The sequence below is a fragment of the Pseudomonadota bacterium genome (genome assembly GCA_030860485.1).
In the GTDB taxonomy this organism is placed as follows: domain Bacteria; phylum Pseudomonadota; class Gammaproteobacteria; order JACCXJ01; family JACCXJ01; genus JACCXJ01.
On sequence record JALZID010000058.1, the window covers coordinates 1 to 13,436 of the forward strand.

Annotated in this window: 13 protein-coding genes; 7 read left to right on the forward strand and 6 right to left on the reverse strand. The window is 65.3% G+C overall.

Annotated elements, in window-relative coordinates:
* Positions 1–400: 400 nt before the first annotated feature.
* The 3 genes from phoR to M3461_03135 form a co-directional block, all read right to left on the reverse strand.
* A complete protein-coding gene (gene phoR, locus M3461_03125) occupies positions 401–1,723 on the reverse strand; it encodes a phosphate regulon sensor histidine kinase PhoR (GenBank protein ID MDQ3773422.1) in 1,323 nt (440 codons plus the stop codon).
* A 28-nt stretch (positions 1,724–1,751) separates the two neighbouring features.
* Complete coding sequence (gene phoB / locus M3461_03130) at positions 1,752–2,441, reverse strand: phosphate regulon transcriptional regulator PhoB (protein MDQ3773423.1); 690 nt, start codon at positions 2,439–2,441, stop codon at positions 1,752–1,754.
* Positions 2,442–2,878: 437 nt separating this feature from the next.
* The gene (locus M3461_03135) at positions 2,879–3,046 is read right to left on the reverse strand and encodes a hypothetical protein (protein ID MDQ3773424.1); all 168 of its coding nucleotides are present in this window, start codon (positions 3,044–3,046) and stop codon (positions 2,879–2,881) included.
* A gap of 79 nt (positions 3,047–3,125) precedes the next feature.
* Here M3461_03135 and M3461_03140 point away from each other — a divergent pair, with 79 nt between their 5' ends.
* The 3 genes from M3461_03140 (at position 3,126) to lpxC (ending at position 5,125) form a co-directional block, all read left to right on the forward strand.
* Complete coding sequence (locus M3461_03140) at positions 3,126–3,329, forward strand: OprO/OprP family phosphate-selective porin (protein ID MDQ3773425.1); 204 nt, start codon at positions 3,126–3,128, stop codon at positions 3,327–3,329.
* 219 nt (positions 3,330–3,548) lie between these two features.
* Complete coding sequence (locus M3461_03145; GenBank protein MDQ3773426.1) at positions 3,549–3,824, forward strand: OprO/OprP family phosphate-selective porin; 276 nt, start codon at positions 3,549–3,551, stop codon at positions 3,822–3,824.
* Between the two features lie 389 nt (positions 3,825–4,213).
* Positions 4,214–5,125, forward strand: a complete 912-nt coding sequence (gene lpxC, locus M3461_03150) for a UDP-3-O-acyl-N-acetylglucosamine deacetylase (protein ID MDQ3773427.1) — start codon at positions 4,214–4,216, stop codon at positions 5,123–5,125.
* Positions 5,126–5,134: 9 nt separating this feature from the next.
* On the opposite strand, the gene M3461_03155 is transcribed toward lpxC, so the two are convergent.
* A complete protein-coding gene (locus M3461_03155) occupies positions 5,135–5,641 on the reverse strand; it encodes a DUF721 domain-containing protein (GenBank protein MDQ3773428.1) in 507 nt (168 codons plus the stop codon).
* A gap of 53 nt (positions 5,642–5,694) precedes the next feature.
* Between M3461_03155 and secA the strand changes: the two genes are divergently transcribed.
* The 3 genes from secA to M3461_03170 are packed head-to-tail and all read left to right on the forward strand — an operon-like array spanning position 5,695 to position 10,617.
* Positions 5,695–8,412, forward strand: coding sequence for a preprotein translocase subunit SecA (gene secA / locus M3461_03160; GenBank protein MDQ3773429.1), 2,718 nt, complete (start codon positions 5,695–5,697; stop codon positions 8,410–8,412).
* Between the two features lie 5 nt (positions 8,413–8,417).
* Entirely contained in the window at positions 8,418–9,626 is a 1,209-nt protein-coding gene (argJ, locus tag M3461_03165; protein MDQ3773430.1) for a bifunctional glutamate N-acetyltransferase/amino-acid acetyltransferase ArgJ, read from the forward strand.
* A 49-nt stretch (positions 9,627–9,675) separates the two neighbouring features.
* Positions 9,676–10,617, forward strand: a complete 942-nt coding sequence (locus tag M3461_03170) for a Nudix family hydrolase (GenBank protein MDQ3773431.1) — start codon at positions 9,676–9,678, stop codon at positions 10,615–10,617.
* A gap of 247 nt (positions 10,618–10,864) precedes the next feature.
* Here the strand turns inward: M3461_03170 and M3461_03175 are convergent, their stop codons facing one another.
* A complete protein-coding gene (locus M3461_03175) occupies positions 10,865–11,656 on the reverse strand; it encodes a restriction endonuclease subunit R (GenBank protein ID MDQ3773432.1) in 792 nt (263 codons plus the stop codon).
* A 300-nt stretch (positions 11,657–11,956) separates the two neighbouring features.
* On the opposite strand from M3461_03175, the gene M3461_03180 reads away from it, so the two are divergent.
* Positions 11,957–12,292: a Uma2 family endonuclease gene (locus tag M3461_03180; protein MDQ3773433.1), complete on the forward strand. Its 336-nt coding sequence runs from the start codon at positions 11,957–11,959 to the stop codon at positions 12,290–12,292.
* A gap of 50 nt (positions 12,293–12,342) precedes the next feature.
* Here M3461_03180 and M3461_03185 read toward each other — a convergent pair whose 3' ends face one another.
* Positions 12,343–13,341: a hypothetical protein gene (locus M3461_03185; protein MDQ3773434.1), complete on the reverse strand. Its 999-nt coding sequence runs from the start codon at positions 13,339–13,341 to the stop codon at positions 12,343–12,345.
* Positions 13,342–13,436 lie beyond the last annotated feature (95 nt).

Genomic DNA, 13,436 nt, shown 5'->3' on the forward strand with positions numbered 1-13,436 from the left:
GAGGCGCTGAACGGGCACTGTAAGACCGGAAAGGTCCCACCCTTGTGGGACGGGCGCGCCTCCGAGCGCATCGTCGAGCTGATCACGAACCAGGTCTAACGCGGATCGATGCGACGTGCGGATGTAGCCGGGATGCGGCAGCGCCTGGGACCGTCCCACGGGGCTATAGGGACATGAGTGCCTGCGGGCGGATACCGCCACATGACGGTTTCCATATGAGCCCCGAGGCATTCCGCTAGTACACTGGTGCGGTCACTTAAGGATAAGGATAGGACATTCAATCCGGTTTCGCGACAGTCCTTTGCGGGGACGCGGGTCCGGTGTGTCAAAGCGGTAGCCTCGTGAAACCGTCCCGCCTCGGCCTCGGTGCCTTCGACAGCGCGGTGGTGAGAAATGCGGGCTAGGCGCTGTGGCTGAGATCGGCCGCGCGCTCCTCTGTGACGATCATCTCCGGGGGAAAGTCGCAGCGGAACAGGCTGCCTTTGCCGAGCGTGCTGTCGATGTAGAGCTGCGCACGGTGGCGCTTGAGCACATGCTTGACGATGGCGAGCCCGAGCCCGGTGCCGCCGCTGTCGCGCGAGCGGCCCTGGTCCACGCGATAGAAACGCTCGCTGAGCCTCGGGATGTGGTGGGCCGGGATGCCGATCCCGGTGTCGGAGATGGCCAGGTGGGCGCCCTCGGCATCCCGGTACCAGCGGATGCGGATCACGCCTCCCTCGCCGGTATAGCGCACGGCATTCACCACGAGGTTCGAGAACGCGCTGTAAAGCTCGCTCTGGGCCCCCAGAATACGGAGCGTCGTATCGATCTCCAGGGCGTAGAGGTGACGCACGCCGCCTTCCACCGTCTGGGCCTCCTGGTAGATCTCGGACAGGAGCTCCGCGACGCACACCGGTTCGGGCCGCGCGACCCCGTCGTCCTGCTCGAGCCTCGACAGGTACAGCAGGTCTTCGATGATGCGCTGCATGCGCTGGGTCTGGGACTCGAGTTGGGCGATCACCGGGCTCCAGGGCTCCGGGCAGCGGGCGTGGTCCCCTGCCAGGGCCTCGAGATAACCGCGGATCACCGTCACCGGGGTCCGCAGCTCGTGCGAGACATTGGCGACGAAGTCGCGGCGGATCTGGTTAGCGCGATAGAGTCGGGTGACGTCGCGGGCCATCATGAGGGTCTGGGCCTCTCCGAAGGGCATCACGTCGATGCTGAGAAAGCCCTCGGGGTTCACCGGCGAGGGCAGTTCCAGGCTGCGCAGCTCGCGGCGCTCCTTGATGAGCTTGAAGAGCTCGTAGAGGGCCGGCTCGCGGACCAGGTTGGTGATCCGCTGGCGCGCGTCCTGGGGCCAGCGCACGCCGAGGTGCTCCGCGGCGGCATCGTTGGCCCACTGGATCTCGTCATCGGGACCGAGCACCAGCGCGGCGTCGCGCAGCGCGGCGGTGGCCTGCCGGAACCGCTTGAGGTAGGTGGCGAGCTGCTTCTTGCGCCGCTTCTCGCGGTTACGCAGCCAGTCGATGCTGCGGCACACCTCTTCGAAGACCCCGGGCGAGTCCGGCGCCTCGACCCGCCTGCGGTGCCGGATCCAGAGCGAGAGTCGGACGAGGTTGCGCCATTGCCAGTAGCAGTAGAGGAGCGCGCCCAGCCATAGCCCGAGGAACACATGACCCACGGCGGCCCCCGCGAGTACGGCGGCCGACGACAGCCCGAGGAACCGCCAGATGTCTCGACGCATCACCGGCGCCTCAAGAGCGCGAGGTCCTTTACTGATTGGAGAAGCGATAACCGACGCTGCGCACGGTCTGGATCATCTGGTCATATCGGTGGGGCGCCAGGACCTTCCGCAGCCGCCGGATGTGCACGTCCACGGTGCGCTCCTCAATATACACGTTGCTGCCCCACACCTGATCGAGGAGTTGGCTGCGGGTGTACACGCGCTCCGGGTGCGCGATGAAGAAATGCAGGAGGCGAAACTCCGTGGGGCTCAACGGCAGCGGGACGCCACGTGCCAGGACCCGGTGGGTCTTGGTATCGATGCGCAGGCCGTTGATCTCGACGGCCTCGCCCTCCACTTGCTCCTGCGCGCTGCGCCGCAGGACGGCCTTGATGCGCGCCACCAGCTCGCGGGTCGAGAACGGCTTGGTGACGTAGTCGTCGGCGCCGATCTCCAGGGCCCGGACCTTGTCTCCCTCCTCCCCGCGGGCCGTGAGCATGATGATGGGCAGGATGCGCGTGCGCGGATCGCGCTTGAGCCGGCGCGCCAGATCCACGCCGCTGACACCGGGGAGCATCCAATCGAGCAGCACGAGGTCCGGTGTCTCCCTGGCGATGGCCAGCTCGGCCTTCTCGGCATCCGCCACCTCCGAGCACGCGAAGCCGGCCCCCGTCAAGGCGAAGCCCAGCATCTGCCTGAGCCCCGGCTCGTCGTCGACGATGAGGATCCTTTCGGTCATGAGCACCCTCTCAGGAGCGGGTCAGGCCAGCCATTAGAGGTCAGTCGTGTGACAGCGGTGTGACGGATCCGCGCATGCAAGCGCTTCCGGCACGCTGGCCGGCGCCGAATTCATGGAACTGTAACGAGACCGTCACCGAGTGGCAATGATGCGGTTATAGCCTTCCCGTCGTTTCCCCGCTACGCCTAGCAAGCAGGAGGTGGCGAGCACCACGCACAGGAACCGCAAGTGTAGGTTTCCTACAACGGGAAACGCCGGGCCCAGCCGGTCATCCACCCGGCTTATGAACCCGCTGCCGTGCTCGCGTCCCAGGAGGAGTTCGCAAGGGGCCTCGCCGGAGGAAATAACGCACCCGGCCCGGGGAACTCTCATGGGCCGGGGCGCATCACGCAATCCATTTGGGAGGGGTCATTGTGAATTACAGACGCATCACGCAACTAGGCACGGCGCTCGCCGTTGCCGAGGCGCTCTGCACGCCGGGCGCCCGGGCCGCCAACGACGCCATGATCGAGTTGCTCAAGGTACTGAAAGACCAGGGGACGATCACCCCGGAGGTCTATGAACAGCTCAAGGGTGCGGCCCAGGCCGATGACGAACAGAAACACGGCCGGTCAGTCCGAGATCAAGCTGCCGAGACCCTGCCCAAGGTCGAGACCAAGGAAAAACTCGAGATCTCAACACCGGATGGCGCCTTCAAGTGGAGGATTGGGGGGGCGCCTCCACACGGATGCGGCTTTCTACAACAACGATACCGGGACCGGCGACACCACGACCCTCGCCAGCGGTGCCGACTTCCGGCGCGCCCGCTTGGCGCTCGAGGCCACCTTGTATCGCAGTTGGCAGCTCAAGCTCGAATACGACTTTGCGGGGGTCGCTGACGTTCGATGAAGGTATACGGGATGCCTATCTCCGCTATCTATACACGGCGGGTTGGCCCCTTTCTATCACCGTGGGCCAATTCAAAGAGTACCTCGGGCTCGAGAGCATCACGAGCTCCAACGACATCAGCTTCATCGAGCGGGCCTTGCCGTCCCGGACGTTCAACGAATATCGCCGGGGCCGGCGGCGGACGCCGACTCGGGGTGGGAATAAACACCTTTGGCCACAATGTCTGGACGGCCTCGGCGGGGATCTTCGAAGGGCATAGTCGGCAAGGGGGGCATCGGGGCCTGGGAGCTGCTGGCGCGCTACAGCAGCCTGGACCTGAGCGACGAGGACGTGGACGGTGGCGAGGAGGATAACGTTACCGTAGGAATCAACTGGTACCCGACCCCCAACTTCAGGTTCATGGCCAACTACGTGAGGGTCCTGGACCTCGAGGGTGGCGATTTCGACGGTGCAGAGCCCGATGCCTTCCTGCTCCGCGCCCAGGCCTACTGGTAGTCCCCTCCCCCGACGAGCGCCAAACCGCTTCCCCCAGACCTTCGCCCCACCCTCGCGGTGGGGTTTTTTTGTCTGGGGGTCCTGAGGGCCGCCGTGGCAGCCCTATCTCGATCCGGTGTGAGGCCCCGTGCCGGCGAGCCGCGGGACCCGCGCAGCGGGTCTGGCATGGGTTTGCCCATTGGTCGGCCCCGGTGCGGCGCGTCTGCCGGTGTTTACCGGGCGGTGATACGCGAGCCGGGGCGGGGTGCTCGCGTGGGCGGCTCGAGCGGGGGCCGTCGAGCCCCTTGCATTCGACGCAACCCCGAGGCTTCCGGTGCCGATAAAGCTGTTGTATTATGATGCCTGATCGGTTAAAGTCTGTTGTGCTACCGCAACTCTGGAGGGGGGGCATGATCAAACAACGCACGCTCAAGAACTGCATCAAGGCCACGGGGGTAGGGCTGCACTCGGGGAAGAAGGTGCTGGTCACCTTGCGTCCGGCGCCGGCCCACAGTGGCATCGTGTTCCGTCGCGTCGATGTGACGCCCGCGGTCGAGATCCCGGCGCGCGCCGAGAACGTAGGCGACACGCGGCTTTCGACCAGCCTCGCCAGGGGTGAGGCGCGCATCGCGACCGTCGAGCACCTGCTGTCGGCCTTCGCGGGTCTCGGGATCGACAATGCCTATGTCGATGTCAGCGCCCCCGAGGTGCCGATCATGGACGGCAGCGCCGGTCCGTTCGTGTTCCTTATCCAGTCGGCCGGCATCGAAGAACAGTCGGCCCCCAAGCAATTCATGCGCATCAAGCGACCGATGGCCGTCGAGGACGGCGACAAATGGGCCAGACTCGAGCCTTTCGACGGCTTCAAGGTGTCGTTCTCGATCGATTTCGACCACCCCCTGTTCGACGAGACCATCAAGTTCGCCGAAGTGGATTTCTCCACGACTTCTTTCGTGAAAGAGGTCAGCCGGGCACGCACCTTCGGCTTTCTCAAGGAGGTCGAGATGCTGAGGGAGAAGGACCTGGCGCTCGGCGGCAGCCTGCAGAACGCCGTGGTCATCGACGATTATCGGGTGCTCAACGAAGACGGGCTCCGCTACGAGGACGAGTTCGTCCGGCACAAGATCCTGGACGCCATCGGCGATCTATATCTCCTGGGCCACAGCCTAATCGGGGCGTTTCGCGGCCACAAGTCCGGGCACGCCTTGAACAACCGCCTGCTGCGGCGGCTCCTGGCGGACAAGAGCGCCTGGGAACTGGTGGATTATCGCGACGAGGTCGAGCTGCCGCTGACCTTCCTGCGCCCCCTGCCGGCGCACTGAGGTCCTGGTCTAACCCGACCCATGCCTCGACAGATTCAATAGCACCGTCCTCAAGCGCGCATCCCCGCAGCTGTCTGCCGCTTGGCGCAAATAGTCGGACACCGGTCGGGAGAGGGCGGTCCCCGCGCGCCTGACGGATGGGGCGCCCGTTACGATGTAAAGGGCGCCGGGCATCAGGACCCTGACCCGTATCGCCCGTACCGCGGCCGCCCCCGGCCGTCCGGCCAGACGCTCGATCAATACCGGGGCGACGTAGCGCAGGCGCGCGGCCCATACCGGGGAGTCGGCAAATAGGGTGAGCGTGCCGGCCGTGAGCCGACCGATCCGCCAATGGGCGCGCAAATCATCCGGCATGGCGGCCTGGATCAACGCGTCGAGCCGTCTTAGGAGCAGGAGCTCCGGAAACACCCCCGCGTCTCCGGCCGCGGCCTTCACGATCTCACCGATCGCGACTGGGCCGATCCCGAGCGGGCCGCCGCGCTCCGGTGCCCCTCGCTCATGAGCGAATCGCGCCATTGAAACCGTAGTATACTGCGCGCGCCGTCCGCTTCGTCCCTTCTTCGTCCCGCATGCCTTCTGTCAACGTCGCCGGACTCCTGCGCCGCGTCTTCGGCAGCCGCAACGATCGGTTGCTCAAGCGCATGGCCAAGACCGTCGAGCAGATCAATGCCCACGAGCCCCAGTGTGCGGAGCTTTCGGACGAACGGATCGCGGCCAAGACCGGAGAGTTTCGCGATCGTTATGCCGGTGGCGAGACGCTCGACGAGCTCCTGCCCGAGGCCTTCGCCGTGGTGCGCGAGGTCGGCAAGCGCGCCCTCGATATGCGTCATTTCGACGTGCAACTCATCGGCGGGATGGTGTTGCACTCGGGCAAGATCGCGGAGATGCGGACCGGCGAGGGTAAGACCTTGGTCGCCACGCTCGCCGCCTATCTGAATGCCTTGACCGGACTCGGGGTCCACATCGTCACGGTCAACGATTACCTGGCGCGCCGCGACGCGCAGTGGATGGGCCGGATCTACGAGCGCCTCGGCATGAGCACCGGCGTGATCGTGCCCGGGCTCAACCAGGCGGAACGGCAGGCGGCCTACGCCGCGGATATCACCTACGGGACCAACAACGAGCTCGGCTTCGACTACCTGCGCGACAACATGGCGTTCCAGAGCCGCGATCGGGTACAGCGCGGCCTCCACTTCGCGATCGTCGATGAGGTCGATTCGATCCTGATCGACGAGGCGCGTACGCCCCTCATCATCTCGGGAGCCACGGACGACCATTCGGACCTGTATGTCCAGGTCAACCGGTTGATCCCGGGACTCGACCTACAGCAGGAAGAAGAGGGCCCCGGCGATTATACGCTCGATGAAAAGGCGCGCCAGGTATACCTGACCGAGCAAGGCCACGCGCGCATCGAGGAGCTTATGGTCCAGGAAGGGCTCATCGCGGAAGGCGAGAGCCTCTACAGCGCGGGCCACATCGGCCTCATGCACCATGTACACTCGGCCCTGCGGGCACACACCCTGTACAAGCGCGACGTAGACTACATCGTCCGCAACGGCGAGGTCGTCATCGTCGATGAATTCACCGGCCGCACCATGCCCGGCCGGCGCTGGTCCGAGGGCCTCCATCAGGCCGTCGAGGCCAAGGAGGGCGTGGCCATCCAGCAGGAGAACCAGACGCTCGCGTCGATCACCTTCCAGAACTATTTCCGGATCTATCGCAAGCTCTCGGGCATGACCGGCACCGCCGATACCGAGGCCTACGAGTTTCAGCAGATCTACGGGCTCGAGGTGGTCGTGATCCCGACCCACATGCCGATGATCCGCGAGGACTTTGGCGATGTCGTCTATCTCACCCAGCCGGAGAAATTCCAGGCCCTCCTGGACGACATCAAGGACTGCCATACGCGCGGCCAGCCGGTCTTGGTCGGGACCGCCTCGATCGAGACCTCGGAGTACGTCTCGGACCTCCTCGAGAAAGCCGGGCTCGCGCACCAGGTCCTGAACGCCAAGTTTCACGAGAAGGAAGCCCATATCATCGCCCAGGCCGGGCGCCCCGCGGCCATCACCATCGCCACCAACATGGCCGGGCGCGGCACGGACATCGTGTTGGGTGGCGGGCTCGGCGAGGAATTGAAGGCGCTCCAGTCCGCCGACGAGGTGAGCGTCGCGCGCCTCAAGGCCGACTGGCAGAAACGCCACGAGCAGGTGGTGAGTGCCGGGGGCCTGCACATCATCGGGACCGAGCGCCATGAGTCGCGGCGCATCGATAACCAGCTCCGTGGCCGTTCGGGCCGCCAGGGCGACCCGGGGTCGAGCCGCTTCTACCTTTCGCTGCAGGACAACCTCATGCGCATCTTCGCCTCCGAGCGCGTGTCGAGCCTCATGCAGAAGCTCGGCCTCGAAGAGGGCGAAGCGATTGAGCACCCGTGGGTGACGAAGGCGATCGAGAACGCGCAACGCAAGGTCGAGGCGCGCAACTTCGATATCCGCAAACAGCTCCTGGAATACGACGATGTCGCCAACGATCAGCGCAAGGAGGTCTATGAGCTGCGCAACGAGATCATGGATTCCTCCGATGTCTCCGACAACATCCAGGCGATCCGGCGCGACGTGGTGAGCGGGGTCATCGATACCCATATCCCACCGGGGAGCATCGACGAGCTGTGGGACATCGCGGGCCTCGAAGACGGCATCGAGCGCGATCTCGCGCAGAAGCTGCCCGTAGCCGAGTGGCTCAAACAGGACGAGGGTATCGATGAGGACGCCTTGCGGCCGAAGATCCTCGCTGAGATCGAGACGACCTATACCGCCAAAGAGAACGTCGCCGGGGCCGAGGTCATGCGCCACTTCGAGAAGGCCATCCTGCTCCAGACCCTGGACGCCCACTGGAAGGAGCACCTCGCGGCCATGGATCATCTCCGCCAGGGGATCCACCTGCGCGGCTATGCGCAGAAAAACCCCAAGCAGGAATACAAGCGCGAGGCATTCGAGATGTTTCACCAGATGCTGGATGGCATCAAGCGGGAGGTGATCGGCGTCTTGTCGCGGGTCCAGGTGCGGGCCGAATCGGACGTGGAGGCGGTCGAGCGGAAACGCCGCCAGACCGCCCCAGTCGAATACAGCCATGACGCGGCCCAGAGCCCGCTCGATACCGAGGCCGGGTCTCGGGAGGCGCCAGAGGCCCGGCCTACCCCCTATGTGCGCGGAGACAAGATCGGCCGCAACTCCCCCTGCCCCTGCGGCTCGGGAAAGAAATACAAACAGTGCCACGGACGGCTCGCGTAACGCGCATGCAGGGCGTGACGGCGCCTTTCGCCGTCTCCGGCATCCGCTGGGGTAGCGTCTGTGCGGGGGTGCGCCGGCTGGACCGCGACGACCTCGCGGTCATGGCTATCGCCGACCGTTCCACCTGCGCGGCGGTGTTTACCCGGAACCGGCTCCCCGCCGCCCCCGTTACCTTGGCCCGCGAGCATCTCGCACTCACCCCCCCGCGCTTCCTGCTCGTCAACTCCGGGAACGCCAACGCCGGGACCGGCCCTCCGGGCATGCGCGATGCGCTCGCCACCTGCCGGGCGCTCGCCGTGTGCGGCGGCTGCGCCACCGAGGCGGTCCTGCCGTTTTCGACCGGGGTCATCGGCGAGCCCCTGCCCGTCGCGCGCATCACCGAGGCGCTTCCCCGTGCCTTGGAGGCCCTGGCCGATGACGGCTGGGCGGGCGCGGCCCGTGCCATCATGACCACCGACACGGTGCCCAAGACGAGCGCCGTCACGGTATCGATCGGCGGCACACCGGTCACGGTCACCGGGATCGCCAAGGGCGCCGGCATGATCGCGCCCGATATGGCGACCCTGCTGGCGTTCGTCGCCACCGACGCGGCGGTGTCTCGTCCGCTCCTCGATGCCTGCCTCGAGCATGCGGTCGCGCAGAGCTTCAACCGCATCACGGTCGATGGCGACACCTCGACCAACGATGCCTGCGTCCTGGTGGCGACCGCTCGCGCCCCGGCGCAACCGATCACGGAGCCGGTGGGCGAGGCGTATCAGGCATTCCTGTCGGCCGTCACAGATGTGTGTCGGACCTTGGCTCACGCCATCGTCCGGGACGGCGAGGGGGCGACCAAGTTCGTGACCATCAACGTCACGGGGTGCCCAGGCGAAGGCGCGGCGCTCGAGATCGCACGCGCCGTCGCCAACTCGCCCTTGGTCAAGACGGCGCTCTTCGCCTCGGACCCGAACTGGGGCCGGATCCTCGCCGCCGTGGGGCGGGCCGTGTCCCCCGACATCGACGCCGAGCGGCTCACCATCCGCCTCAACGGCCTGTGCGTGTTCCGAGACGGCGCACGGGCCGCGGGGCTGACCGAGGAAGACGCGCGGGCGGCGATGGCGGTCCCCGAGATCGTCATCGCCATCGATGTCGGCAGCGGCCGCCACGCCGCCACGGTCTGGACCTGCGATCTCTCCTACGACTACGTCCGCATCAACGCCGAGTACCGCAGCTGATCCCGAGACGACCCTCGGGAGCGGCAAGCCGCCCGATGGCGTTCTTCATATCGCCGTCGGCGTCCTCTGCAACGACCGCGACGAGGTGCTGATCGCCCAGCGGCCGAAGGGGCGACACCAGGGGGGGCTCTGGGAGTTCCCGGGCGGTAAGGTCGAGCCGGGCGAAGACGGGCGCGCGGCCTTGCGGCGCGAGCTTCGCGAAGAGCTCGGCATCGAGATCACCATCGCCCGACCGCTCATCCGGGTCCGACACCGCTACGCCGACCGAAGCGTGCTTCTCGATTGCTGGCGCGTGAGCCGCTGGGGAGGCGAGGTTCATGGACGGGAGGGCCAGCGGGTCGCGTGGGCGCGGCCGGAGGCGCTCGACGAACGGCGTTTTCTGCCGGCGGACAAGGCCATCCTCACCGCCGCACGCCTGCCGGCGATGTACCTCATCAGCCCGGAGCCCGGCCCCGATCTCGACGCCTTTCTCGCGACGCTCGATGCGCGCCTCGGGGGCGGCCTGCGCCTCTTCCAGCTGCGCTGCCGGGAGATCCCATTGCCGCGGTACCGAGTCTTGGTTCGAGAGGTCCGAGCCCTCTGTGAGCGATACGGCGCCCGGCTGCTCTTGAACAGCGCCCTCGGCGAGGCGCTCTCCGCTGAGGCGCACGGGCTGCACCTGACGAGCACGGACCTCCGCGCGCTCAAGAGGCGCCCGCTGGGACGCGACTGGCTCATCGCCGCCTCTTGCCACGACGCCGCAGAGATCGAACAGGCCGCGCGCCTCGCCCTCGACTTCATCGTCCTCGGCCCGGTCCTGTCCACCCCCGCCCACCCCGACGCCTCTACCCTCGGCTGGACGGGCTTCACAAACCTCGTGCGGCGCGCCCCCCTGCCGGCCTATGCCCTGGGCGGGCTCGGACCCGCCCATCTCCCCCTCGCATGGCACTCCGGCGCCCAGGGCATCGCGGCGATCCGGGGGCTCTGGGGCGGGCTCGGCGGGGGAGGATAGGAGATTCAACGCCCGTTGGTAATCGGCAATGCTTCGTCGGACGGGGCGGATGGGGATGTGTCGCTGAAAGCTGTCCGGAGGTGGACGTAGACCTCGGCCTGGAAACCCGTACTGAAGCGCGGCGAGGATCTGCGCGTACTCGTCGACCGGCGACATTCCCATGCGAGATGTTGTATGGTACCGGTGCCGGCTCTTGGGCGGTCGCAAGCACACCATTCGAGCGGCAGACAACGCCGCCTATCGGGATTTAACCAGGAGGGTCCTCTGCCGGCGCGGCAGCAGCTTCATTAGGCGTCTCCTGTTCTGAGTTCGAAGCATCCGCCCGGCAGCCCGAGCCAACCTGGGCAGAACCGGCCCTTTCGCCCTCAAGAACCTCTCGCTTTAAGACCTCCGACTCTAGAACACTTCTGACCTCGTCACACTCGATTCGGACGTCAGGCGATAACCGGCGTACCTCTCTCCGGAGGAGTTCCAGAACCGGGTCGCTGAGGATTAAGGCTCCGAGCGTGAGGCTCAAGGCCCGTCGTTGAGTGTGATATTCGCCAAGGTGCGCGTTTTCCCAGCCCTCCTTAGCGAGGAGACCAACGAGATCGATGTGGTTGGAGCTGCGAGGATTCATCGCCAGCAGATCCAATTCAACGACGAACTCCTGTTCAATCGGCTCGGAGAAGCAGACTTTGTAAACCTTCCAGACGATTCCGTTGGTAAGCGTTACCCATTCGCAACCTTGGTTGGCCGCATAGTCCACTGCCTTAACGTATTGCTCTTTCAAATCCAAACCGATGGCCTTCACCTCGATTAGAACGGCCAACGTACCGTCAAGCTTGATAGCCAGGTTACAGAAGGTTCCGCGGATCATGTGCTCCGACGTAATCTCCGTGAATTTATCGTAACCAAATACCTCCTGGAGGAGGTCCGTGACGATGATCACGGTGTCTGATTCGTTCACGTCGCGGGCCTTCGCCGACGCGAGAATGGGCTGGAAGCGCTTGATACCGGCGCCGATGCGATCTACTGCCTTCTTGGAAAGTTTCGGCATTTAGCGCTGCCCGCCTTACCAATTTGAACCAGAAGAGGGATCAATCGGGCCGTGGAGCGCCACCCGGAGCGCCTGTCCCTGCCCTATTCCTGTCAGTGGCGCCGGGCTGGAACGCCGCACTTCCCAGAAGGCCAGCGGTACCCGGTCCTTGGACAACCAGATCACGTTCAACATTGCTGTCCGCGTTAGGCCGTGTACGGCCTATGTTAGTGACCTGCGGGTCAAGGTCGCTGCAACGGGTTTGCACGCCTACCCGGATGTGGTGGCGCTCTGTGCGAGGCGATCTTTGACGACAGCGTCATGGAAACCCTCCTCAACCCTGCGGTGATTATCGAGGTGCTCTCGGTGTCTACCGAGGCCTATGACCGCGGCGAGAAGTTTGCTCACTACCGGCGCCTCCCCACTCTGACCGACTACGTCCTGATCGCAGAGGACAAGCTGCGGGTCGAGCACTACGTTCGGCAGGACCGGCAATGGGTCCTGTCGGAGGCCGACGACTGGAACGACACCATCGACTTGACCTCCATCGGTTGCCGGTTGGCGCTGCGCGACATCTACGACAAGGTGAATTTTCCTCAAGGGGATACGGCTGCCGGGACGCCGATGGTAAACGCGCCCGATCGGCGCGGCGCATGATCATGCCCTCGCGTCCCGCGCAGTCCCAGGGAGTATTGGCGATCGGCGGATCAGCCTGCCGCGGTGCTCGTCGGGCATGCCCCGGGGGTCATGTACAACAGGTAGTTCCCCATGCCGTGGTTGAGATTGGGGTTGTCGAGCGGGCGATGGTAGACCATCGAGATCTCATAGTCGTGCCGGCTGCTGACAGTGAACCCCTGGGCGTTTTTGTAGACCTGGTGCGGTTCGAATTCGACGAAGGTGCCGTCGGCTTCGACATCGGGGACCGTGCGCAGCAGGGTCCTGTTTTCGGTCTTGTCCTCCAGGGCGATCATCAGGAGCTGGTCATGACCGTGGGGGTAGGCAAACTTCACACACCCGTCTTGGTTGAATTTGAGCGGGGCCTTGGAGACGTTCAGGCCGCGCTCGATTGCGATCCCCTCGTCGGTCTCCCCGGGTAGGCGGTCCTTGAACTTGCTGTAACAGACGACGTTGACGCCGACCTGATAGACATCCATCTCCGCGACCTTGGCGCCCTCGGGCGCCATTTCCATGGTGAAGCGCGCCATCACCTCCTTGGTCGGCGGCACGCCGTGGTAGAGCGCCAGCACCGCCATGAGGGCCTTGCCCTTCTCGAGCTTGACCCCGTAGCCCTCGGGGAACCGCGTCTCGGTCATCTCCAGACCGGCGCCCGCGAAGAACAATGGCTCGCCGGGACAGGACACGCTCTGCTTGTCGTTGTTGATCATGAGGATGTGGTGCAGATACTGGCGCGGCAGCGGTTTTCCGTCCTTGGTATACACCTCGGACTTGTAGCCCACCATGTACATGTCCTTGGGTAGTTTGAAGAAATGATGCGGCAGGCTGGCCGCGAGGTCGCCGGCATGGGGCGCGGGAGCATCCACCGGACCGAAGGTCACGAAGACCTTGTTTCCCTCATAGGTGACCTCGGTCTTGGGCTGTGCATTCAGTGTCGGAATGGCCGGCTCATGGCCTTCGTGCCGGCTCTCAGCCCCGGCGCATGCCGGCCCCATGATCCCGAGCAGCATCGTAATCAAGGTACGCTTCATGTCTCCTCCCCTGGTCGAACTCGGAAAGTCTTTATCAGTCACAGGCCTACTGGGCGACCTCCACGACGCGTCGGTGGGGCCGTTGCCGACCCCGG